Origin of the sequence: Stenotrophomonas sp. Br8 (assembly GCF_014763005.1) — a bacterium.
Classification (GTDB): Bacteria; Pseudomonadota; Gammaproteobacteria; order Xanthomonadales; family Xanthomonadaceae; genus Stenotrophomonas; species Stenotrophomonas lactitubi.
Genome location: NZ_JACGTN010000018.1, coordinates 86,527 through 108,372, shown reverse-complemented (window position 1 = coordinate 108,372; position 21,846 = coordinate 86,527). Strand labels below are relative to the sequence as shown.

The 21,846-nt window shown below is 67.5% G+C and carries 22 protein-coding genes; 8 read left to right on the top strand and 14 right to left on the bottom strand.

Going from position 1 to position 21,846, the window contains the following annotated elements; all coding sequences use genetic code 11:
- Window positions 1-62: 62 nt before the first annotated feature.
- From H3005_RS16540 to H3005_RS16530, 3 genes are read right to left on the bottom strand one after another with little or no spacing between them, the layout of a single operon-like run.
- Complete coding sequence (locus H3005_RS16540; RefSeq protein ID WP_100551605.1) at window positions 63-1,001, bottom strand: histone deacetylase family protein; 939 nt, start codon at window positions 999-1,001, stop codon at window positions 63-65.
- 6 nt (window positions 1,002-1,007) lie between these two features.
- Window positions 1,008-1,562 carry a cob(I)yrinic acid a,c-diamide adenosyltransferase gene (locus H3005_RS16535; RefSeq protein ID WP_089238883.1) on the bottom strand — a complete coding sequence of 185 codons (555 nt, stop codon included), beginning with the start codon at window positions 1,560-1,562 and terminating at the stop codon, window positions 1,008-1,010.
- An 8-nt stretch (window positions 1,563-1,570) separates the two neighbouring features.
- Entirely contained in the window at window positions 1,571-2,155 is a 585-nt protein-coding gene (locus tag H3005_RS16530; protein ID WP_025877927.1) for a hypothetical protein, read from the bottom strand.
- A 109-nt stretch (window positions 2,156-2,264) separates the two neighbouring features.
- On the opposite strand from H3005_RS16530, the gene ubiH reads away from it, so the two are divergent.
- The gene (gene ubiH, locus H3005_RS16525) at window positions 2,265-3,470 is read left to right on the top strand and encodes a 2-octaprenyl-6-methoxyphenyl hydroxylase (RefSeq protein WP_191078605.1); all 1,206 of its coding nucleotides are present in this window, start codon (window positions 2,265-2,267) and stop codon (window positions 3,468-3,470) included.
- Window positions 3,467-4,648 (top strand): UbiH/UbiF family hydroxylase, encoded by a 1,182-nt coding sequence (locus H3005_RS16520; RefSeq protein WP_191078604.1) that lies wholly within the window; start codon window positions 3,467-3,469, stop codon window positions 4,646-4,648. The genes ubiH and H3005_RS16520 overlap by 4 nt, the downstream gene beginning before the upstream one ends.
- Window positions 4,649-4,817: 169 nt before the next feature.
- Here the strand turns inward: H3005_RS16520 and H3005_RS16515 are convergent, their stop codons facing one another.
- The 5 genes from H3005_RS16515 to H3005_RS16495 all read right to left on the bottom strand — a co-directional run bounded on the left by H3005_RS16515 (window position 4,818) and on the right by H3005_RS16495 (window position 9,585).
- The gene (locus tag H3005_RS16515) at window positions 4,818-5,216 is read right to left on the bottom strand and encodes an EF-hand domain-containing protein (RefSeq protein WP_191078603.1); all 399 of its coding nucleotides are present in this window, start codon (window positions 5,214-5,216) and stop codon (window positions 4,818-4,820) included.
- Entirely contained in the window at window positions 5,216-6,283 is a 1,068-nt protein-coding gene (gene rlmM / locus H3005_RS16510; protein WP_191078602.1) for a 23S rRNA (cytidine(2498)-2'-O)-methyltransferase RlmM, read from the bottom strand. The genes H3005_RS16515 and rlmM overlap by 1 nt, the downstream gene beginning before the upstream one ends.
- Window positions 6,267-6,827 (bottom strand): nucleoside deaminase, encoded by a 561-nt coding sequence (locus tag H3005_RS16505; RefSeq protein ID WP_191078601.1) that lies wholly within the window; start codon window positions 6,825-6,827, stop codon window positions 6,267-6,269. The genes rlmM and H3005_RS16505 overlap by 17 nt, the downstream gene beginning before the upstream one ends.
- Window positions 6,828-6,923: 96 nt before the next feature.
- Entirely contained in the window at window positions 6,924-7,655 is a 732-nt protein-coding gene (locus H3005_RS16500) for a DUF6348 family protein (RefSeq protein WP_191078600.1), read from the bottom strand.
- 181 nt (window positions 7,656-7,836) lie between these two features.
- The gene (locus tag H3005_RS16495; protein WP_191078599.1) at window positions 7,837-9,585 is read right to left on the bottom strand and encodes a glutamine--tRNA ligase/YqeY domain fusion protein; all 1,749 of its coding nucleotides are present in this window, start codon (window positions 9,583-9,585) and stop codon (window positions 7,837-7,839) included.
- A 216-nt stretch (window positions 9,586-9,801) separates the two neighbouring features.
- Here H3005_RS16495 and H3005_RS16490 point away from each other — a divergent pair, with 216 nt between their 5' ends.
- Window positions 9,802-10,065, top strand: coding sequence for a DUF2007 domain-containing protein (locus H3005_RS16490; protein WP_191078598.1), 264 nt, complete (start codon window positions 9,802-9,804; stop codon window positions 10,063-10,065).
- A gap of 30 nt (window positions 10,066-10,095) precedes the next feature.
- Complete coding sequence (gene msrA, locus H3005_RS16485) at window positions 10,096-10,761, top strand: peptide-methionine (S)-S-oxide reductase MsrA (protein WP_191078613.1); 666 nt, start codon at window positions 10,096-10,098, stop codon at window positions 10,759-10,761.
- 529 nt (window positions 10,762-11,290) lie between these two features.
- On the opposite strand, the gene H3005_RS16480 is transcribed toward msrA, so the two are convergent.
- The 5 genes from H3005_RS16480 to ahpC form a co-directional block, all read right to left on the bottom strand.
- The gene (locus H3005_RS16480; RefSeq protein WP_191078597.1) at window positions 11,291-12,247 is read right to left on the bottom strand and encodes a transaldolase; all 957 of its coding nucleotides are present in this window, start codon (window positions 12,245-12,247) and stop codon (window positions 11,291-11,293) included.
- Between the two features lie 58 nt (window positions 12,248-12,305).
- Window positions 12,306-12,710, bottom strand: coding sequence for a nucleoside diphosphate kinase regulator (gene rnk / locus H3005_RS16475; protein WP_089238903.1), 405 nt, complete (start codon window positions 12,708-12,710; stop codon window positions 12,306-12,308).
- 123 nt (window positions 12,711-12,833) lie between these two features.
- Complete coding sequence (locus H3005_RS16470; RefSeq protein WP_191078596.1) at window positions 12,834-13,799, bottom strand: LysR substrate-binding domain-containing protein; 966 nt, start codon at window positions 13,797-13,799, stop codon at window positions 12,834-12,836.
- Between the two features lie 81 nt (window positions 13,800-13,880).
- Window positions 13,881-15,473, bottom strand: a complete 1,593-nt coding sequence (ahpF, locus tag H3005_RS16465) for an alkyl hydroperoxide reductase subunit F (protein ID WP_191078595.1) — start codon at window positions 15,471-15,473, stop codon at window positions 13,881-13,883.
- A 247-nt stretch (window positions 15,474-15,720) separates the two neighbouring features.
- Window positions 15,721-16,284, bottom strand: coding sequence for an alkyl hydroperoxide reductase subunit C (ahpC, locus tag H3005_RS16460; protein ID WP_025877950.1), 564 nt, complete (start codon window positions 16,282-16,284; stop codon window positions 15,721-15,723).
- A gap of 362 nt (window positions 16,285-16,646) precedes the next feature.
- On the opposite strand from ahpC, the gene prmC reads away from it, so the two are divergent.
- Window positions 16,647-17,504, top strand: coding sequence for a peptide chain release factor N(5)-glutamine methyltransferase (gene prmC / locus H3005_RS16455; RefSeq protein ID WP_100551615.1), 858 nt, complete (start codon window positions 16,647-16,649; stop codon window positions 17,502-17,504).
- A gap of 49 nt (window positions 17,505-17,553) precedes the next feature.
- On the top strand, window positions 17,554-18,495 hold the full coding sequence (gene pip, locus H3005_RS16450) for a prolyl aminopeptidase (protein WP_100551616.1): 942 nt from the start codon (window positions 17,554-17,556) through the stop codon (window positions 18,493-18,495).
- Between the two features lie 245 nt (window positions 18,496-18,740).
- Here the strand turns inward: pip and H3005_RS16445 are convergent, their stop codons facing one another.
- Window positions 18,741-19,625: a LysR family transcriptional regulator gene (locus H3005_RS16445; protein WP_191078612.1), complete on the bottom strand. Its 885-nt coding sequence runs from the start codon at window positions 19,623-19,625 to the stop codon at window positions 18,741-18,743.
- A gap of 107 nt (window positions 19,626-19,732) precedes the next feature.
- Here H3005_RS16445 and H3005_RS16440 point away from each other — a divergent pair, with 107 nt between their 5' ends.
- On the top strand, window positions 19,733-21,151 hold the full coding sequence (locus H3005_RS16440) for an MFS transporter (protein ID WP_191078594.1): 1,419 nt from the start codon (window positions 19,733-19,735) through the stop codon (window positions 21,149-21,151).
- Complete coding sequence (locus H3005_RS16435; protein ID WP_191078593.1) at window positions 21,148-21,819, top strand: hypothetical protein; 672 nt, start codon at window positions 21,148-21,150, stop codon at window positions 21,817-21,819. Before H3005_RS16440 ends, H3005_RS16435 begins: the two co-directional genes overlap by 4 nt.
- Window positions 21,820-21,846 lie beyond the last annotated feature (27 nt).

Here is a 21,846-nt window from a genome sequence, read left to right as displayed (position 1 = left end):
GGTAGCTTGCCCCATCCCTTGCATAGGGGCAATGAAGGCCTCCCCGGATTGCCGGTTCGGGTTCATCCAGGCCCGTTGCCGGAAGGTGTCGCCATCAGTGCCTGCAGATGGGCCACGCTGCACTCGGCCAAGGCCTGCAGGTCGTATCCGCCCTCCAGCATCGACACCACCCGGCCAGCGGCATGGCGGCGTGCCAGCGCGTGCAGTTCGCGGGTGATCCAGGCGAAATCGTCGGTCTCCAGCATCAGGTCGGCCTGCGGATCGCGCAGGTGGGCATCGAAGCCGGCCGAGATCAACAGCAGCTGGGGGCGGAAGTCGTCGATCGCCGGCAGCATCTCGTCGGCCCAGACGTTGCGGAAGCGGAAGCCACCACTGCCCGGTGGCAGCAGGATGTTCATCAGGTTGCCGGCGCCGCGGTCACGGCGCAGGCCGGATTCGGGGAACAGCCCTGCCTGATGGGTGCTGTAGTAGGACACCCGGGCGTCGTGCTGGAAGATGTCCTGGGTGCCGTTGCCGTGGTGGACATCGAAATCGACCACCGCGATCCGCTCCAGACCGTGGCGATCGCGGGCGTAGGCGGCGGCGATGGCGATGTTGTTGAGCAGGCAGAAGCCCATCGCGGTACTGCTGGTGGCGTGGTGACCGGGCGGGCGCACCGCGCAGAAGGCCAGTGGATCCTCACCCAGCATCACTGCATCGACGGCCGCGACACCTGCGCCGGCGGCATGCACCGCGGCACTGGCCGAACCCGGCGAGGTCCAGGTGTCCATGTCCAGCTGGCGCAGCGGTGCGGTCTGCGGTTGCAGCACCAGATCCAGCAGCGCGCTGTCGTGGACCCGGGTCAGTTCGCCAAACTTCGCCGGTGGCGCTTCGCGCCACTCCAGTTGGCCGGGGAAAGCCTCATGCAGCGCATCGAGCACCACCTGCAGGCGTTGCGGGCATTCAGGATGGCCAGGGCCGGGATCGTGCAGCAGGCAGGCGGGATGGGTGAAGACCAGCATGGCGGCTCAGCGCTGGCGATGCTGTGGTTGCCACAGCGCTTCGCCGTGGCCATCGGCCCGTGCCAGCACCCGGGCCAGCACGAACAGCAGGTCTGACAGCCGGTTGAGGTACTGCAGCGCTTCGCTGCGTACCGGTTCCACCCGGGCCAGGGCCACCGTGTCGCGCTCGGCGCGGCGGACCACGGTACGGGCCAGGTGGCAGCGCGCGGCGGCCTCGCCACCGGCCGGCAGGATGAACTCCTTCAGCATCGGCAGGTCGGCGTTGTAGTGGTCCAGCTGCTGTTCCAGAGCCGATACGTCGGCGGCGTGGATCGCGGCATGGCCGGGAACGCACAGTTCAGCGCCCAGATCGAACAGCTGGTGCTGCAGGTGCACGACCAGCGCGCGGACGTCCTCCGGCAGCGGCACGGCCAGCAACAGGCCGAGCGTGGCATTGGCTTCGTCGACGGTGCCATAGGAGGCAACACGCAGATCGTCCTTGCCGACCCGGCTGCCGTCACCCAGGCCGGTGCTGCCGTCGTCGCCGGTGCGGGTGTAGATGCGCGAGAGGCGATGACCCATGGCGCGGCTCAGTGATGGATGTCGCGGCGGGCCTGCAGGAGCTTGAGCACCTGCTCCACGGCCAGCTGCAGTGCGGCGGCCAGGGCCACGTAGATCGCGGTGGTGCGCAGGTAGGGGCCGAACCACTGTGCGTAGTTCTGCGCCCAGCCGGCCACGGTCGGCTCGGCCACGTTCTGGCTGGTCCAGTAGAAACCGCCCTGTGCCAGCAGATGGCACAGCGCCACCGACGCCACCAGCAGCAACGCACCCTTGCCCAGCACCGACCACTGCGCACTGCGGTAGTTGCGGCCCAGCAGCATGCCGCCGGCCCACATGGCGAAGTACGCCGGCAACAGCAGCCAGTAGCCCGGCGACACGCAGTAGTGCTGCCAGAAATCGAGGCCGCTGCTGCGGATCACGATCCAGTCGACCAGCACCGCGAACACCATCAGCAGCGGGAACGCCCAGCGGGTCCAGCGGGCGAGGTAGAAGCCGCCGATGAAGAACACGGCCCAGGAGGCGTCCGGGATTGCCGCGAAGTGATTGACGCGGGTCGCCGCCAGCAACAGCACGAGCACTGACAGGACGAAGGCGCGGGGTGCGGAGTCGGACATGGCGGTGGGGGCCGGAGCGGATTCAGGTTTCATTCTAGCCCGGCGCGACGCTGGGCGCAGGCGGGGCCGTGCCGGGCATGCAGGCGCGGCGAGCGCGTATCATGCGCCCATGAGTGAACGACATGACGTGCTGATCGTCGGTGGTGGTCTGGTGGGTGCCAGCCTGGCCATCGCCCTGGACCGGCTGGGCCGCGACGTGGGCCTGCTCGAAGCCAGCCCGGCGGGTGAACTGCCAGCGGTGTTCGACCAGCGCAACCTCAGTTTTGCCGCAGCCACCATCAACGCGCTGACCGCGCTTGGGGTCATGCAGAAGCTGTCGATGGCACCAGGCCCGATCCGCCGCATCCATGTCAGCCGCGCCGGTGATTTCGGCCGCGTGCAGCTCGATGCAACGGATTACGACCGGCCGTGGTTCGGCCAGGTGGTGGTGGCGCGTGATTTCGGCCAGGCGCTGGAAAGCCGGCTGCAGGAGCTGCCACGACTGCGCCGCTACCGGCCGATGCGTTTCCTTGGTCTGGGCGATGTGATTGATGGTTACCGCCAGGTGCGGGTGGCCGATGACAGCGGCGAGCGCGTGCTGCTGGCGCGGCTGGTGGTCGGTGCCGACGGCACCAGCAGCGGGGTGCGCGATGCGTTGGGCATCGAAGTTGATCGCCACGATTTCCAGCAGACGCTGTTCGTGGCCCGCGTACGCAGCCAGCGTGCGCCCGATGGCACCGCCTGGGAGCGCTTCACCGATACCGGCCCGACGGCGTTGCTGCCGCGTGGCGACCGCCATTTCGGCACCGTGCATGGCGTCGCCCGTGACCAGGCCGAAGCGGTGATGGCGCTGGACGACAGCGCGTGGCTGCAGCGCCTGCAGCAGGCCATCGGCTGGCGTGCGGGTCGCCTGCTCGACTCTGGTCCGCGCAGCGCCTATCCGCTGATCCAGGTAATGGCGCGCGCGCTGGTGGGGGAGCGCACGGTGCTGCTTGGCAATGCCGCGCAGACCATCCATCCGCTGGGTGCACAGGGCTTCAACCTCGGCCTGCGCGATGCGTTGACGTTGGCCGAGCTGCTGGAAGTGGAGGGCGACGCTGGCAGTGATGCGCTGCTGCGGTCCTACGTAGCCCGCCGCGAAGAAGATCGACGACAGACGGTGGCGTTCTCCGGTGGTCTTGCCCGCCTGACCAGCAATCCGGCGCCGCTGCTGCGCCCCCTGCGCAGCCTGGGCCTGGTGGCCGCACAGCGCGCCTCGGTGCAGTCGATGCTGGTCGGTGGTGCGATGGGCTTCCGTGGCGACGTGCCGCGTCTGTGCCGTGGAGAAGGCGCATGAACCGGCGCGCACGCCTGGACGTGGCCATTGTGGGTGGCGGCGTGGTCGGCGCTGCCTGTGCGCTGGCCTTGGCCGATGCTGGTCTTGCAGTGGCATTGGTGGAAGGCCGTGAACCTGCGCCGTGGCAGGCCGCACAGCCGGACCTGCGGGTGTTCGCCTTCGCCGCCGACAACGTGCAGCTGCTGCAGCGTCTCGGCGTGTGGCCGACGATCGCGCAGGCACGCGCCTGGCCATACCGGCGCATGCAGGTGTGGGACGCGGCCGGTGGCGACGACCTGCTGTTCGACGCGGACCGCTTCGGCCGTCGCGAACTGGGTTTCATCGTCCAGAACGGCTTGCTGCAGGATCGCCTGTGGGCGGCGTTGCCGGCCGCCGGCGTGGAGCTGCATTGCCCGGCGCGCGTGGAAGCGCTCGAACAGGACGAGCACGGTGTGCGCCTGCGCCTGGATGATGGCCGTCGCATCGAAGCCGCGCTGGCCGTGGCCGCCGACGGTGCGGAATCGACCCTGCGTGGACTGGCCGGGATCGAGGTCGAGCGCCACGATTACCAGCAGCGCGGGGTGGTCGCCTATGTGGACAGCGAGCTGCCCAACCAGGCCACGGCCTGGCAGCGCTTCCTGCCGACCGGTCCGCTGGCGTTGCTGCCGGTGGCCGAGCATCGCAGCTCCATCGTCTGGACGTTGCCCGACGACGAGGCGGCACGCGTACTGGCCCTGGACGAAGACGCATTCAATCGTGAGCTGACCCGCGCCTTCGCCGCGCGCCTGGGCGAACTGCGGCTGGCCTCGCCGCGCGCGGCGTTCCCGCTGCGCCGGCAGCTGGCCCGCCACTACGTGGCCGGTCGCGTGCTGGCGCTGGGCGATGCCGCCCACGTAGTGCATCCGCTGGCCGGGCAGGGCGTCAACCTCGGCCTGCGCGACGTCGCCGCCCTGCAGCACTGGCTGGCGCCATCGGCCGAACGGCGTGGGCAACCCCGGTTGTCGCCGCAGCGCGTGCAGCGCTGGGCGCGCGAGCGTCGCAGCGACAACCAGATCGCCGCCTACAGCTTCGACGCGATCAACGGGCTGTTCTCCAACGACGAGATGCACCTGACCCTGGCGCGTGGCCGCGCGCTGGGCTGCGTGGGCAAGTGGCCGCCGCTGGTGCAGGCCTTCTGGAAGCGCGCCGCAGGGGTATGACCGCTGGGTGCCAACCAAGGTTGGCGCGCGTGCCCCGGATCATCCACCGGTAGCGCCGGGCCATGCCCGGCGAGCGCGCAGCGCGGTTCATGGATTCCGCCGGGCATGGCCCGGCGCTACCGCCGTCGGTAGATCCACGCCATGCGTGGATACCGTTACCGCAGCGGGCTCAATCCACCAGCCAACCGGCCAGATCGGCGCGGTCCAGCTTGCCGCGACGCTTCACGTCCAATGCGTTGAACTCGTCGGCAAGCGCCGGGTTCACCTGCGCCTCCTCACGGCTGATGAAGCCATCACCGTCCACGTCCAGCTCGGCGAAATGGATGCGGTACTGGCCGACCACGCTGGCCGGCGCCAGCGAACGCACCGTTACCGGGGTTTCGCCCAGCGGCACCACGATGTCGACGCTGCCGGTCACCCGGCCGGGCGACAGTGACTGCTGGCGGACCACGCCACTGTCATCGCGCAGCGGAGCACTCTGTGCCGGCTGCGGGCGCACCGGCTGTGCCAGCGCCGGCGATGCCAGCAACGCGGTACACAGCAGCAGGGAAATGCGCGGGGTGTTCATCAGCGCAGCGGCGACGCCAGCACCGTGATTTCCTCACGGTCGTGGTACAGCTGCTTGGCACGCACCACCAGCGGCTTGCCGGCCTGGTCCTGGAACAGGTCCAGGCACAGGCGCGTTTCGTCCCAGCGCTTCTTCATCGGCAGCTTCAGGTTGAAGATCGCGTGCCTGCACCAGCCCTCGCGGAACCAGGTGGCCATGCGTTCGGCGACGCGACGCGGTTGCTCGACCATGTCGCAGACCATCCAGTCCAGCGGCTGCTCCGGATGCCAATGGAAGCCATCGGCACGCAGGTGCTCGACCAGGCCGGTGTCCAGTACGTGCTGGCGCAGCGGGCCGTTGTCGATGCTCAGCACATGCACGTGCTGGCGGGTCAGCACCCAGGTCCAGCCGCCCGGTGCCGCGCCGAGGTCGGCCGCGCGCATGCCCGGGCGAACCAGCGCTTCGCGTTCTTCCGGGGCAAGCAGGGTCAGCAGTGCCTCATCCAGCTTCAATGCCGAGCGCGAGGGTGCGTCGGGCAACAGCTTCAGGCGCGGAATGCCCAACGCCCAGGGTGCACTGTCGTCCGGGTTGGCCACGCAGATGAAAGCGTGGGTGCCATCGACGAACACCACGTGCAGGCGCGGCAGGCGTGCGTTGGGTTTGTCGCTGAGTTTGCCGGCCTTGCGCAGCGCCGGGCGCAGGGCATTGCCGAACGCACGCGCCAGTCCGGACAGCGGTTTGCCAGCGTCCGAATCGGGATGCTCCACCCACAGATCACCAAAGCGCGGCGCATCGGCCAGCACTTCCAGCATCGGGGTGATGCGGTCGGCCGGGTCCAGCTGCGGCAGCTCGGCCAGCACCACCAGCTTCTGGCGGGCGAAGATCAGCTCGCGCCACGGCAGTCGCGGTGCAAGCGCCGCGGCTTCATCGCACATGAAGAGCACGTAGCCATCATTGCGCTGGGTGCGGGCGTAACCGGCAAAACCGGCAGCGCCTGCGCGGAACTGCAGTTCGCCGGCCAGCTCGGGCTCGAAGCCCTGCCGGCACAGGCACAGCAGGCCGATGCCGGTCTCAGTAACGGGCGCCATCGCTTTCCCCATAGGCACGCAGCACGCTGCGCGCCGCATCGCGGTTCAGACCCTGCACCACTTCGATGCCGCGCTTGTTGAGTTCGCCCACCCAGTCGGCCGGCAGCGGGCCTTCATCGAACGGGGTCAGTTCTTCCACGTCGGCCGAACTCGCGCCGATCAGCAGGCGGTCGATGCCGGCCCACACGGTAGCGCCGTAGCACTGGCAGCAGGGCTGCGAGCTGGTGGCCAGGGTGATGGGCGACAGCACCGTGTTCAGGCGCGGGGTCTGCAGGCGCTGCTGGGCCAGCATGTAGGCCATGTTCTCGGCGTGCGCCAGCGAGGTCGAGTGCGGCATCACCCGGTTCACGCCGGCGGCGATCACCTTGTCATCCGGCCCGAACACCACGGCGCCGAACGGGCCGCCACTGGCGTGGTCGACGTTCAGCCGCGACAGCTCGATCGCCAGCGCGACCTTGGCCTCGTCGCCCGGATATCGACGATCCAGGTCGATCTGGTCGTGGATCCAGGCGGGAAGGGTCAGGTGGACTTGCGCGTACAGCATCGCGGGGGTGCCTCGTTGGGAGTGAAAGGAACAGGTGCAGCAGATGTCGGCGCGCAGTGTAGCGGCAGTGGCATGTACCGGGCGTGCGCGCTGGATTCAGGCCGGTGACGGTGAGCCGGTGCGGATCACCACGTACTGCTTGCGGAACTCCAGCCCCGCCTGCGGCCAGCGCGCGGCATAGGCGCGCAGCAGCGGCAGGGCAGGGGCGAAGTCATGGCCGTTGACCCGGCAGTCGGCTTCGCACTGGCCCTGCTCGTCGCGCGACGCGAACAGGCGGATGGCCAGGAAGTGGTGGGCCTTCAGCAGGTCGTCGAAGGCATCGATGCTCTTGGTGAACAGGCAGCAGGGGCAGGAGCCGTGGTCGTCCTCGCTGCATGCGGCAGCGTCGTCCAGTTCGCGGGCGCGGTAATGGGCCAGCGGCCCCAGCACCACGGTGCGCTCGTGTTCTTCGCCTTCGTCGCCGCTCGGGTAGGTCAGCCCCATCATCGGCAGATCCGGTGCGTCTTCGGCACCGACGGCGGCCTGCAGGGTCGCCAGATCCACCCGCACCCAGGTGTCGAAGCCGGACAGCAACGACTCCTGTTCGGTCGCGCCATTGGCGTGCTGGTATTCGAACAGGCCATCGGCGAACAGGCCGGCGTGACGGGTCTCGATGACGGTGGAGGTCTGCCAGCCGCCGTTGTCGCGTTCGTTGCTGGAGACGCTGTGCGGCGTCAGCTGCAGGCCGCTGCCAAGCAGCAGGTCATCACCCTCGACGGTGCAGGCGATGTCACGGCCCAGCAGGACCTGTTGCAGCAGCGGCAGAAGTGCACTCGGGGCAGCGGACATGGCAGGGCCTGACAGGGGCGAGGAGGGGATGATGACGCCGACAGCGGCTGCGCGGTGGCATTGCATGCCTGCGCTCGCGCAGCAAGGCCTGCCGTTACCGAGGGTCGGCTACGCAGGCTTCAGCAGAGGATGAGGCAGTTGCAGGATGACGCGGGCGCCTTCGCGGCGCCCGCGCAGGTGCTCAGGCCGACCAGGTGTCGCGCAGGGTCACGCTGCGGTTGAACACCGGCTTGGCTTCGGTGTGGTCGCGGCGGTCGGCAACGAAGTAGCCGGTGCGCTCGAACTGGAACGACTGTTCCGGCGCAGCGGTGGCAGCCGCCGGCTCGACATAGCCGGTGACGGTGCGGCGCGATTCCTGATTGAGGTAGTCGCGGTAGGTCTTGCCTTCCGATTCGTCGTCCGGGTTCGGTACCGAGAACAGGCGGTCGTACAGGCGGATCTCGGCCGGCACGCCGTGCACCGCGCTGACCCAGTGGATGGTGCCCTTGACCTTGCGGTTGGCGCCTTCCATGCCCGGGCGCGATTCCGGATCCAGCCAGCCGCGCAGCTCGGTGATGGTGCCGTCGGCATCCTTGATCACGTCGTCGCAGCGGATGATGCCGGCCCCGCGCAGGCGCACTTCGCCACCGGGAACCAGGCGCTTCCAGCCCTTCGGCGGCACTTCGGCGAAGTCCTCGCGGTCGATCCACAGCTCACGTGCGAACGGCACGTCGCGGGTACCGAAGCTCTCGTCCTTCGGATGGTTACTGAAGGTCAGCTGCTCTTCGTGGCCTTCGGCGAGGTTGGTCAGCACCAGCTTGACCGGGTCGACCACGGCCATGCGGCGCGGTGCGGCGCTGTCCAGGTCTTCGCGCAGCGCGCCTTCCAGCACGCTGAAATCGATCAGCGAATTCTGCTTGCTGATGCCCACGCGCTCGGCGAACAGGCGCATCGCCGCCGGCGTGTAGCCGCGGCGACGCAGGCCCTGCAGGGTCGGCATGCGCGGGTCTTCCCAGCCGTCCACCAGCTGTTCGGTGACCAGCGCCATCAGCTTGCGCTTGCTCATCACCGTGTAGTTGATGTTCAAGCGCGAGAACTCGATCTGGCGCGGCTTGGCCGCTTCGCGCGGCAGGCCGGCGTCGACCAGCGGCTGGGTCAGCGCGTCATCGTGGGCGAAGTCGACGTTGTCCACGCACCAGTCGTACAGCGGGCGGTGGTCTTCGAATTCCAGCGTGCACAGCGAGTGGGTGATGCCCTCGATCGAATCGCCCAGTGCATGGGCAAAGTCGTACATCGGGTAGATCGGCCACGCGTTGCCGGTGTTCTGGTGCTCGACGTGCTTGATGCGGTACAGCGCCGGATCGCGCAGGTTGATGTTGCCGCTGGCCATGTCGATCTTGGCGCGCACGGTGCGCGCGCCATCGGGGAATTCACCGGCACGCATGCGGCGGAACAGGTCGAGGTTTTCCTCGACGCTGCGCTCGCGGTACGGCGAGGGACGACCCGGTTCGGTCAGGGTGCCGCGGTAGGCGCGCACTTCCTCGGCCGACAGGTCACAGACGTAGGCCTTGCCGTCGGCGATCAGCTTCTCGGCGGCCAGGTAATAGGTCTGGAAGTAGTCCGAGGCGTGGCGCAGCTCGTTCCACTCAAAGCCCAGCCAGCGCACGTCGTCCTGGATCGCGGCCACGTACTCCGGGTCTTCCTTGGCCGGGTTGGTGTCGTCGAAACGCAGGTTGCAGACGCCACTGAACTCACCGGCGATGCCGAAGTTCAGGCAGATCGACTTGGCATGGCCGATGTGCAGGTAGCCGTTCGGCTCCGGCGGAAAGCGGGTCTTGATCGCCTGGTGCTTACCGCTGGCCAGGTCCTCGCGCACGATCTGGCGGATGAAATCACGCTTCTCGTGGCTGTCGGCGGGGGTCTCGGGGCTGGCGGGGGTGTGCTCTGACATGAGTCGGCGAAAGTAAGGCAGAAAGATTGCCAGTCTAACGCTTACCGGGAAGGGCTGCCCGGTGGGCGGGCATGGATGGTTGGTGTTGCCGGCCAGCGGCCGGCACTACCCGCGTCGTCTGTAGTGCCGGCCGCTGGCCGGCAACCCGCGGATGCCACCCGCGGCACCATTCAGCCCCCGGGCGTATGCTGGAATCCTGTCCCACGGAGCTGCCGCATGCACATCGTGTACAAGGCCGACAATCTGTTCGACGCCCACCTGGTCAAGCACGCGCTGGAAGACGCCGGCATCCCGGCCTTCGTGTTCGGCGAGTCGCTGCTGGGTGGCATGGGCGAGCTGCCGCTGTTCGGCGTGCTGCGGGTCGGGATCCCCGACGCCGCGCGCCCGCAGGCCGAGGACATCGTCGCCGCGCTGGACTTGGGCCACGCCCCCAGCGACCCCATTTCAGATGCCGACGACATTGCCGGCCTTCCGGCGTAGGAGCGCATCATGTTGGGAATCGGACAGGGCATCCTCGGCATCGGGGCCTTCAAGCAGCGCCTGCCGCGCCCGGAAGAAGCGCTGCCGGGCCGCGAGCAACCGCTGCCGCTGCACAGCAACCAGCACTTCGTGAACAGCCATCCGCTGAAGGACCGTTTCGCCGGCCTGCAGCAGATCCGCTTCGCCCTGGGCTGCTTCTGGGGCGCCGAGCGCAAGTTCTGGAGCGAACCGGGCGTGTACAGCACCTCGGTGGGCTATGCCGGCGGCATCACCCCGAACCCCACCTATGAAGAGGTCTGTTCAGGCCTGACCGGCCACACCGAGGTGGTGCAGGTGGTGTTCGACCCGGCGGTGGTGAGCCTGGAGCGCCTGCTGCAGCTGTTCTGGGAAAGCCATGACCCGACCCAGGGCATGCGCCAAGGCAACGACACCGGCACCCAGTACCGTTCGGCGATCCACGCCACCGACGAGGCGCAGTACGCGGCGGCGCTGGCCAGCCGCGAGGCCTACCAGGCGCAGTTGGCTGCAGCGGGCTATGGCCCGATCACCACCGAGATCGTGTACCCGGCGCCTGAGAACTACTACGCCGAGGACTATCACCAGCAGTACCTGGCGAAGAATCCGAACGGTTACTGCGGCATCGGCGGTACCGGCGTGAGCTGCCCGATCGGGTTGGATGTGGAGGTGCCGCGCTGACGCGCGGTGGTCCGCCTGCGGCGGGCAGAAGCTGAAAGCAACGGCCAAAGCCAAAGCCAAAGCGGCTCTGGGTTGCTGTGGGTTTGGCGGGACGGGTACAGATGGCGGGACACGCCGTAAACCCATCCCTGGGGGCTCGGCCACGGCATCCATGCCGTGGACGGTCCCGCCATCTGCACCCGTCCCGCCTTCGACAGTTTCCCGGTGACGGTGGGCAAGAGCATTGGGTTACTGACGACCTGATAGAAAACAAAAAGGACGCGGCATTCGCCGCGTCCTTTTTGTTTGTGAGCACGCGTAGCGCGCGACCCGCTTTTGCTCTTCTTTTCTTTCTTCCGTGGCGGACCGCCGCAGGAAATTGTCGAAGGCAGGGCGGGTGGGCCGTGCAGGGGCGTGAGCCGCATGGATGCGGCGACCGAGCTTACATGGACGTACTTGCAGCGTCCCCTGCATGGCCCACCCGCCCTGCCAATCCCACGATCTGCCTTGAGCGCCCCCCCACGAGGGGCTCAGCCGTTGGCCGGAATCCTCACAGCGCCTCGCGGATCCGCTGACGCAGCGCTTCCAGATCCTTGGCGAATGCATCGATACCGGTCGCCAGCTTCTCGGTTGCCATCGGATCGGCCGCCAGGTCCGCAGCGAACGTCGTCGCGTCGATCGGCGTCACCTGCACCACTTCAGCGGCACCGGCCACCAGCTTGCGCGGCAGCACGCCGTGGTCGGCATCCAGCTTCTCCAGCAGGTCCGGCGAAATGGTCAGGCGATCGCAGCCGGCCAGCGCTTCGATCTGCGCGGTCGAACGGAACGAGGCGCCCATCACCACGGTCGGCGAACCGCGGCGCTTGAATTCGGCATACACGCCACGCACGAACACCACGCCCGGGTCTTCGTCGATGTTCGCCGGGGTCTGGCCGTTGGCCACGTACCAGTCGAGAATGCGGCCGACGAACGGCGAGATCAGGAACGCGCCGGCTTCGCTGCAGGCGAGTGCCTGGGTCGGGTTGAAGATCAGGGTCAGGTTGCAGTCGATGCCTTCGGCCTGCAGCACGCGCGCGGCTTCCACGCCTTCCCAGGTCGCGGCGATCTTGATCAGGATCTTCTCGCGCGGCACGCCAGCATCAGCGTACATCTGGATGAACTGGCGGGCCTTGGCCACGGTCGCGGCAGTGTCATGGGCCTGGTCGGCATCCACTTCGGTGGACACACGGCCCGGTACCAGCGTGCTCAGCAGCGCGCCGACGCCGATGGTCAGGCGGTCGGCCACGGCGTGCACCACGGTCTCGCGGTCACCGCCCTGCTGGCGGCCCCAGGCCAGTTCGCGTTCGATCAGTTCCGCATAGACCGGCAGGTCCAGCGCCTTCTTCACCAGGGTCGGATTGGTGGTGCAGTCCACCGGCTGCAAGCGCTTGATCGCCTCGTAGTCACCGGTATCGGCAACGACCACGGACAGTTCGCGCAGCTGGGACAGTTTGGACGGGGTACTCATTACGGCTCCTGGTGCGGGGATTGCAGGGAAACTGATCGCGCGCGGTACGCAGCGCAGGTCAGGGACGGTCGTTGTGGACCGCGCTCACGCGCAGCCGCAGCTTGCGGCCGCCGGGGGCGGTCCAGTCGATGCTCTGGCCCACGGCCAGGCCAAGCAGGGCGCTGCCCACGGGCGCCAGCACGGACACCTTGCCTTCATCGACATTGGCTTCGCGGGGGAAGACCAGGGTCAGGACATGCTTTTCGCCCGACACTTCATCTTCGCACTCCACGCGCGAATGCATCATGACGATGCCTTCGGGAATCTGGTCTGGCGGCAACACGGTCGCCCGGTTGAGTTCGTCGGCAAGCGCACGCGCGGCCGGCGTCTGGCTGTTTGCCGGAGATTCGAGCATGGCGTCCAGGCGGTCCATGTCGAGGGTGGAAACGGTGATCGACGGCGGCAGGCCGCTGGCGGTGTTCATGGTGACGCTCCTTGGTTGAAAGCCATGCAAAAGGCGGCACCTGCTGGCGCCGCCTGACTGTATTGTGGGGACAAATGCGGCCGGAATCGACTCCCGGCGGTTTCGAGGCCCGGCTGCGGTGTCTCAGCCGTTCAGCACCGGCGTGGGCGGGGTGGCAGCATCGCCGTTTGCCGGGGCCAACGCCTCCAGCGTAAACAGCGCATCGGGCAGGCGCTTGAACTGCTCGGCCAGCTCCATCAGGAACTCGTTCATCGCCGAGCTGCGGCGCCAGATCATGGCGATGCGCCGGCTGGGACGGCCCTCGCCGACGAAGTCGAGCAGGCGGATGTTGTTCGAGCGCGGCACCGGCGGCTGTACCGACAGGCTGGGTAGCAGGGTGATGCCAACGTCGGCGGCGACCATCTGTCGCAGCGTTTCCAGGCTGGTGGCGCGGAATTCGGATTTTTCATTGGCGCCGAACAGGCGACAGACTTCCAGCGCCTGGTCACGCAGGCAGTGGCCGTCTTCCAGCAGCAGCAGTTTCTGCGTGGCCAGTTCCTGCACGTCCAGATGCTCGCGCGTGGCCAGCGGATGGCGGCCGGATACGGCCAGCAGGAACGGCTCCTCGAACAGGAATTCGGCATGAAGCTGGTCGTCGATCACCGGCAGTGCCAGCAGTGCGGCGTCGAGCTTGCCTTCGCGCAGGCGCTCCAGCAGCACATCGCTCTTTTCTTCCACCAGCAGCAGTTCCAGCTCGGGGAAGCGGCTGCGGATGCGCGGAATCACGTGCGGCAACAGGTACGGGCCGAGGGTGGGGAAGATCCCCAGGCGCACGGTACCCGCTTCCGGATCGCGGCTGCGTCGCGCCGCTTCCTTCAGCTGCTCCACTTCGGCCACGATCACCCGTGCCCGCGCGGCCGCTTCGTGGCCTGCAGGGGTCAGCATCACCTTGCGCGGCGCGCGTTCCACCAGCGGCAGGCCCAGTTCCTCTTCCAGCTTGCGGATCTGCGTCGACAGCGTGGGCTGGCTGACGAAGCAGGAGGCGGCGGCCCGGCCGAAGTGCTTGTGATCGGCCAGGGCCACCAGGTATTTCAGGTCACGCAGGTTCATCCTCAGACCTCTCGGGGTACTGCACCGGCATGGCGTTGCCCCGCCGGTTGATGGTGCTCCCGATGGCCTGGGAACGTTGGATCAGGCCGCTTCGGCCACCGCACCGCTGCTCTTGGGAACCGAAGAGCGGATCAGGTGATCGAAAGCGCTCAGTGCGGCGGTCGAACCGGCGCCCATCGCGATGATGATCTGCTTGTAGGGTACCGTCGTGCAATCACCCGCGGCGAACACGCCCGGCAGATTGGTCTGCCCGCGGTCATCGATGACGATCTCGCCACGCGGCGAAAGAGCCACGGTGTCCTTCAGCCATTCGGTGTTCGGCAGCAGGCCGATCTGCACGAAGATGCCTTCCAGTTCAACGCGATGCGAATCGCCGCCGACACGGTCCTTGTAGACCAGGCCGGTGACACGGCTGCCGTCGCCCAGCACTTCGGTGGTCTGCGCGCTGGTCAGCACGGTGACATTGGCCAGGCTGCGCAGCTTCTTCTGCAGCACTTCGTCGGCACGCAGGCTGGAATCGAATTCCAGCAGGGTCACATGCGACACGATGCCGGCCAAGTCGATGGCGGCTTCAACGCCGGAATTGCCACCGCCGATCACCGCTACGCGCTTGCCCTTGAACAGCGGGCCGTCGCAATGCGGGCAGTAGGCCACGCCCTTGTTGCGGTACTGGTCTTCGCCGGGCACGTTCATCTGCCGCCAGCGGGCACCAGTGGACAGGATCACCGAGCGCGACTTCAGCACCGCGCCGTTTTCCAGCTGCACCTGCACCAGGCCGTCTTCACCGGCCGGCACCAGCGCACTGGCGCGTTGCAGGTCCATGATGTCGACCTCGTATTCGCGCACATGCTGCTCCAGCGCCGCGGCCAGCTTCGGGCCTTCGGTCTCCTTCACCGAAATGAAGTTCTCGATCGCCATGGTGTCCAGTACCTGGCCACCGAAACGCTCGGCAGCGATGCCGGTACGGATGCCCTTGCGCGCAGCGTAGATCGCCGCTGCGGCGCCGGCCGGGCCACCACCGACCACCAGCACGTCGAAGGCCTCCTTGGCGCCGATCTTCTCGGCATCGCGCTTGCTGGCGTTGGTATCCAGCTTGGCCACGATCTGCTCCAGGGTCATGCGACCCTGGTCGAACACGGCGCCATTGAGGTAGACGGTCGGCACCGACATGATCTCGCGCTGCTCGACTTCCTCCTGGAACAGCGCACCGTCGATGGCCACGTGCTGGATGCGCGGGTTGAGCACGGCAGCCAGGTTCAGCGCCTGCACCACGTCCGGGCAGTTCTGGCAGGACAGCGAGAAGTAGGTTTCAAACTTGTAGTCGCCTTCCAGGTTCTGTACCTGCTCGATCAGCTCGGCGGTGGCCTTGGACGGATGCCCGCCGACCTGCAGCAGTGCCAGCACCAGCGAGGTGAACTCGTGGCCCATCGGCAGGCCGGCGAAGGTCAGGTGGATGTCCTGGCCCGGCGTGCCCAGGTCGAAGGACGGCACGCGGCCTTGGCCATCACGCAGCACCTGCAGCGAGATCTTGTCCGACAGGCTTTCCAGGGTCTGCAGCAGGTCCAGCATCTCCTGCGACTTGGCACCGTCGTCGGCATGCGCGGTGATCTGGATCGGGCGGGTCACGCGCTCCAGATAGGTCTTCAGCTGCGACTGCAGGTTGGCGTCCAACATGGTCTTCTCCTGGCTTCAGGCAAAACGGGGGCGTGGCACCGCTGTAGAAGGTAGCGGACCAGCGAGGGGTAGGGGTGAACCCAAGACAGCGACACCGTGGAAGGGGCTGGCTGGCCAAGGCTGGCGCGCGTTGGCTTGCGGGCTCGGCTGTCTTGGGTTCACCCCCACGCCGGCGGGGGGACCGGCACGGGGATGAAGGCCGCGCCGCAGCGTGGGGCTGCGGCAGGCCGGTACTGCGGGTACTGCTTTAGATCTTGCCGACCAGGTCCAGCGACGGGGTCAGGGTCTTTTCGCCTTCCTTCCACTTGGCCGGGCAGACCTGGTTCGGGTTGGCGGCGGTGAACTGGGCAGCCTTCAGCTTGCGCAGGGTCTCGGAGACGTCACGGGCGATCTCGTTGGAGTGGATCTCCAGGGTCTTGATCACGCCTTCCGGGTTGATGATGAAGGTGCCGCGCAGGGCCAGGCCTTCTTCTTCGATGTGCACGCCGAAGGCGCGGGTCAGCTGGTGGGTCGGGTCGCCGACCAGCGGGAACTGGGCCTTGCCGACGGCCGGCGAGGTTTCGTGCCAGACCTTGTGCGAGAAGTGGGTGTCGGTGGTGACGATGTAGACCTCGGCGCCGGCCTTCTTGAACTCGGCGTAATGGTCAGCGGCGTCTTCGATCTCGGTCGGGCAGTTGAAGGTGAAGGCTGCCGGCATGAAGATCAGGACCGACCACTGGCCCTTCAGGGTGCTGTCGGAGACCTTGATGAACTCGCCATTCAGGTAAGCGTTGGCTTCGAACGGCTGGATCTGGGTGTTGATCAGGGACATCGTTTTTCCTCTGGGTGAAGGGGAGTGGGTGAATCGACAGGACCTAGGTTACTGGTTCTGTTTCGATAAGGACAATGCATTGATTACATCTATTTGATAGAGGCAGGCTATCAAAATCCAATGGGCAGGCACTGAACCCGGCCACGTCCATCCTGCAACTGCCTGTGTGACAAGGAAAATCTTCCTGGACGTGTGAAGAGGGCTGATAGCCCCTCCTTATCCCCTCTGGCGGAACCTGAACGGATTCCAGCATTCTCTAGCGTCGAGCCATGCTCGGCTGTGGATCCTTAGAGCCGAGCCCACGCTCGGCTGGGGCTACCGCGAACAGCAGCCGAGCATAGGCTCGGCTCTACAATTGCCGGATGTCTCTACAACCCGAACCCACCCTGCGCCAAGTCGTGACCGACGCGAGTACCCGGCTGGGCGGCGTCGACGCCCGCCATGAGGCCGAACTGCTGCTGCTGCATGTGCTGGAGCGGCCGCGCAGCTGGTTGTTCGCGCATGCCACCGATCCGTTGCCGGCCGCCGAACAGGCCGCCTTCGAGGCCCTGCTGGGCCGTCGCCTTGCGGGTGAACCGGTGGCTTACCTGACCGGCCGCCGTGGCTTCTGGACGCTGGACCTGGAGGTCGACCCGGCCACCCTGATTCCGCGGCCGGAGACCGAACTGCTGGTGGAACTGGCATTGGACCGCCTGCCACCGGACCGCGCGCTGCAGCTGGCCGACCTCGGCACCGGCAGCGGCGCCATCGCCCTGGCCCTGGCCAGCGAACGGCCGCAGGCGCAGGTGCTGGCCACCGACGCCAGTGCCGCGGCCTTGGCGGTGGCGGCCCGCAACGCCGCGCGCCACGAGCTGGGCAACGTGCGTTTTGCCGAAGGGGGCGACGACTGGTACGGACCGCTGCGCGGCGAGCGCTTCGATCTGATCGCCAGCAATCCGCCCTATATCGCCAGCGACGACCCGCACCTGGAACAGGGCGACCTGCGCTTCGAGCCGGCCACGGCACTGGCCTCGGGCGTTGATGGGCTGGACGACATCCGCCGCATCGTCGCCGGCGGCGGCGACCATCTGCAGCTCGGCGGCTGGCTGCTGATCGAGCACGGCTGGGACCAGGGCGATGCCATCCGCGCGCTGTTCGAGCAGGCCGTCTACAGCGACGTGCAGACCGTGCAGGACCTGGAGCAGCGCGACCGGGTCACCCTGGGCCGGCGACCGGCCTAGAATGGGGGTTCTCCTGCCAAGGGCAGGGCACCACCACGGAGCTGCAAGCATGCGTACGCTGTACCCCGCCATCACCCCTTACGACGTCGGCACCCTGAAGGTCGACGACCGCCACACGCTGTACTTCGAACAGTGCGGCAACCCGGACGGCAAGCCGGTGGTGATGCTGCATGGTGGGCCGGGCGGCGGCTGCAGCGACAAGATGCGCCAGTTCCACGACCCGGCCAAGTACCGCATCATCCTGTTCGACCAGCGCGGCGCCGGTCGTTCCACCCCGCACGCCGATCTGGTGGACAACACCACCTGGGACCTCGTTGCCGACATCGAGAAGCTGCGCCAGCACCTGAAGGTCGATCGCTGGCAGGTGTTCGGTGGCAGCTGGGGCTCGACCCTGGCGCTGGCCTATGCCGAAACCCATCCGCAGCGAGTGACCGAACTGGTGCTGCGCGGCATCTTCATGCTGCGCCGCTGGGAACTGGAATGGTTCTACCAGGAAGGCGCCAACCGCCTGTTCCCGGATGCGTGGGAGCACTACCTCAAGCCGATTCCGGCGGTGGAGCGCCACGATCTGATCTCCGCCTTCCATCGCCGCCTGACCAGCGAAGACGAAGCAACGCGGCTGGATGCGGCCAAGGCCTGGGCGGTGTGGGAAGGTGCGACCAGCTTCCTGCATGTGGACGATGACTTCATCAACAGCCATGAAGACCCGCATTTCGCGCTGGCGTTCGCCCGCATCGAGAACCACTACTTCGTCAACGGCGGTTTCTTCGAAGTGGAAGACCAGCTGCTGCGCGACGCGCACCGCATCGCCGATATCCCGGGCGTGATCGTGCATGGCCGCTACGACGTGGTCTGCCCGCTGGCCAACGCCTGGGACCTGACCAAGGTGTGGCCGAAGGCGAAGCTGGAGATCACCCCGGCCTCGGGGCACTCCGCGTTCGAGGCCGAGAACGTCGACGCGCTGGTGCGGGCCACCGATAGTTTCGCCTGATCGATGGTAGTGCCGGCCGCTGGCCGGCAACGCCTTGCCGGTAGCGCCGGGCCATGCCCGGCTGCTCTCGCGTCGAAGCATTCATCCACGCATGGCGTGGATCTACTGCGGGTCGGTATCCACGCATGGCGTGAATCTACTGCGGGTCGGTATCCACGCGTGGCGTGGATCTACTACAGGTCAGTAGAGCCAGGCCATGCCTGGCTGCTTTTGCCTTGAAACGCTCATCCACGCAACGCGTGGATCTACCAATCCCCGGCGAGCAACGCCTCGGCCAGCACCTGCAGCTTCGGCGAGTGCTGCCGCGACGGCGGATAGATCAACGACAACGCGCGGCTGCGGCCTTCGAACGGCTGCAGCACGCGCTGCAGGCGACCATCGGCCAGCGCGTCGGCCACGGCGAAATCCATTACCTGCACGATGCCGATGCCCGCGATCGCTGCTTCGACCAACGGATCGCCGCAGTCGAACACCATCCGCGTCGGCGGCGTGACCTCGCGCAGCTGCCCGTCCTGCAGAAACTGCCAGTCCACCAACCGGCCACTGCGCAGGTTGCGCACCGCCAGGCAGGCATGGTCCTGCAATGCCGCCACGTCGGCCGGCTCGCCCTGCGCGGCCAGGTAGGCCGGGCTGGCCACGGTCACCCAGCGCAGTGGCTTCAATGGACGCGCGACCATCCGCTGGTCAGCGATGGTGCCAGTGCGCAACGCTGCATCGAAGCCTTCCTCCACCAGATCCACCAGGCGGTCGCTGAGCACCGCTTCCACCTGCAGCTGCGGATGCCGTTCCAGCAACGGCCCCAGCAACGGCACCAGCACCTTGCGCCCGAACATGGAGGGCGCGCTGATTTTCAGCACGCCCGAGGGCGTGCAGGGGCGGTCGGCCAGCAGCCGCTCGGCGTCTTCCATGCCGCACAGCAACGGTCCCACCTGCTCGACGAACTGCTGGCCATCCGGGGTCAGCGCGACATTGCGGGTGTTCCGCTGCAGCAGCTTCACTCCCAGCGACGCTTCCAGCCGGCCGATCGCGCGTGACAGCCCGGACTGGCTCAGGCCGAGCTGGCCGGCGGCCACGGTGAAGCTGCGCGCTTCGGCTACCTGCACCAGCATGCGCACCGCATTGAGGTCCATCGAGGATCCATTCATGCCAAAAATCATGACAGAAATCGCGCGAAGGGGGTTTATTGATGCACCGGCATCAATGAGACTGCCGTCCCCCCCTCCGAACCGGGCGCCGCATGCCTCCCCTGAAATACCCGCGCTGGGCGCTGACCCTGCTGGCCACCGCGCAGCTGATCATCGCCCTGGACGCCACCATCATCTTCGTTGCCCTGCACGACATGGGCCGCGCGCTGCAGATCAATGCGCAGCAGCTGCAGTGGGTGGTCAGCGCCTACACCGTGGCCTTCGGCGGCAGCCTGCTGCTGGGCGGGCGGGCGGCTGATCTGCTGGGCCGGCGCCGCTTCTATCGGCTGGGCATGCTGCTGTTCGCGCTGGCCTCGCTGCTGGGCGCGCTGGCGCCCAACGCCACGCTGCTGATTGTGGCGCGTGCGGTGCAGGGCATCGGTGCGGCGCTGCTGTTCCCGGCCACCCTGGCGCTGATCAATACCCTGTATGCGGAAGGCCCCGTGCGCAACCGCGCGCTGGCGATCTGGAGCATGGCCAGTGCGGCGGGCCTGGCGCTGGGCACGCTGCTGGGCGGCGTGCTGACCCAGGCCTTCGGCTGGCCGGCGGTGCTGGCAGTGATCGTGCCGCTGGCGACCGCCTGTGCGGTTGCCGCCGGTGCATGGCTGCCGGCCGATGGCCCGCGCGTGCGCGGCCGTTCCTTCGACCTGGCCGGTTGCCTCACCGTCACTGCTGGCGGCAGCCTGCTGGTCACCACCCTGGTGCAGGGGCCGGAGTGGGGCTGGACCGCGCCGGCCACGCTCATCTGCCTGCTGCTTTCCGCTGTACTGCTGACAGTGTTCGTGCAGATCGAAAAGCGCAGCCGTGACCCGCTGATGCAGTTCGCGCTGCTGCGCCTGCCTGGCCTGCGTGCAGCACTCGGCCTGACCTTCGCGTTCATGAGCAGCTATGGCGTGCAGTACTACTTCCTGGCGCTGTACTTCCAGGATGGTTACGGCTGGAGCCCGCTGCAGGCTGGCATGGCCTTCCTGCTGCCGACGCTGGTGTGCACCTTCGGCATCCGCATTGCCGAGCGCATGCTGCAGCGCCGTTCGCCACGGCAGGTGCTGGCCTGGGGCTTCGCCGCCGGTGCCATCGGCATCACCGCAGTGGCGCTGGCGATGCCGCACGGCGCCGGCTACTGGCCGCTGCTGCCGGGCATCGTGGTGCTCAGCGTCGGCCAGGGCATGAGCTGGACGGCGATGTGGATCGTGGCCGGGCAGGGCGTGCCGGGTCCACAGCAGGGTGTCGCGTCCGGCATGGCCGCCACCGCACAGCAGATCGGCGGCGCGTTGGGGCTGGCGGTACTGGTGATGGTGGCCAATGCCGCGCGCGGTACGCAGGCAGCGACCAGTGCCGATGCCCTGCAGGGTATGGTCAACGCACAGTACGGCGCCGCGCTGTTCGCCGCGCTCGGCGTGGTCATCGCGCTGGGCCTGCGTCCGGCACGGGTAGACTCGGCGACGACCGCTTGCCTGAGCAACGAAGCATGATCGAGCTGCTGGACCTGCAACAGACCCTGCACGCGTTCGCAGCCTGCAACGATGACGATGAGGTGTATGCCTCCTTCGGTTGGGTGCACGCCACCGATGACGACCTGCTGCAGGCGCGCTTCTGGTTGCCGGCCGATGAAGACGCCGCGTTCGATGATGACGGTGAGGTGCCCGAGGCCGCGCAGGCGCTGGGCCTGTCGACCTGCCTGGAACCGGCTACGTTCGCTGACGTCCTGGATGTGCAGAAGCGCCAGCGTCCACTTTCTTCCCTGCGCGATTACGCCCAAGCGTTGGCGTACTACGCAGAGTACGACGCCTTCCTGCAGGTGGAGGGTGTCGATGAAGCATTGGGCGAGGCGGGTGCTGCGGAGCAGGCCGCTGCGCACGCAGCCGGGGTAGGGCCGGGCATCTTCGCCGCGTTCGGGTTGACGCTGGAGGGATGTGCGGACGAACAGATCAAGGCTGCGGCACAGCGCGTGGCGCACCTGCTCGACATTCCGGTGGGTGAAGCGTTGGCACGCTGCCGTGCGCTGCCGCTGGTGCTGGGTGAAGCACTGGATCGGCGTCGCGCACAGGCGATCAAGGATGATTTTGAAGCGATCGGCGCGACCGTGCAGGTGCTCGGGTTCAAGCCGTTCCCGTGGATGGATGTTCCCGTGCTGCGTTGACGAAAATCATCCACGCATGGCGTGGAT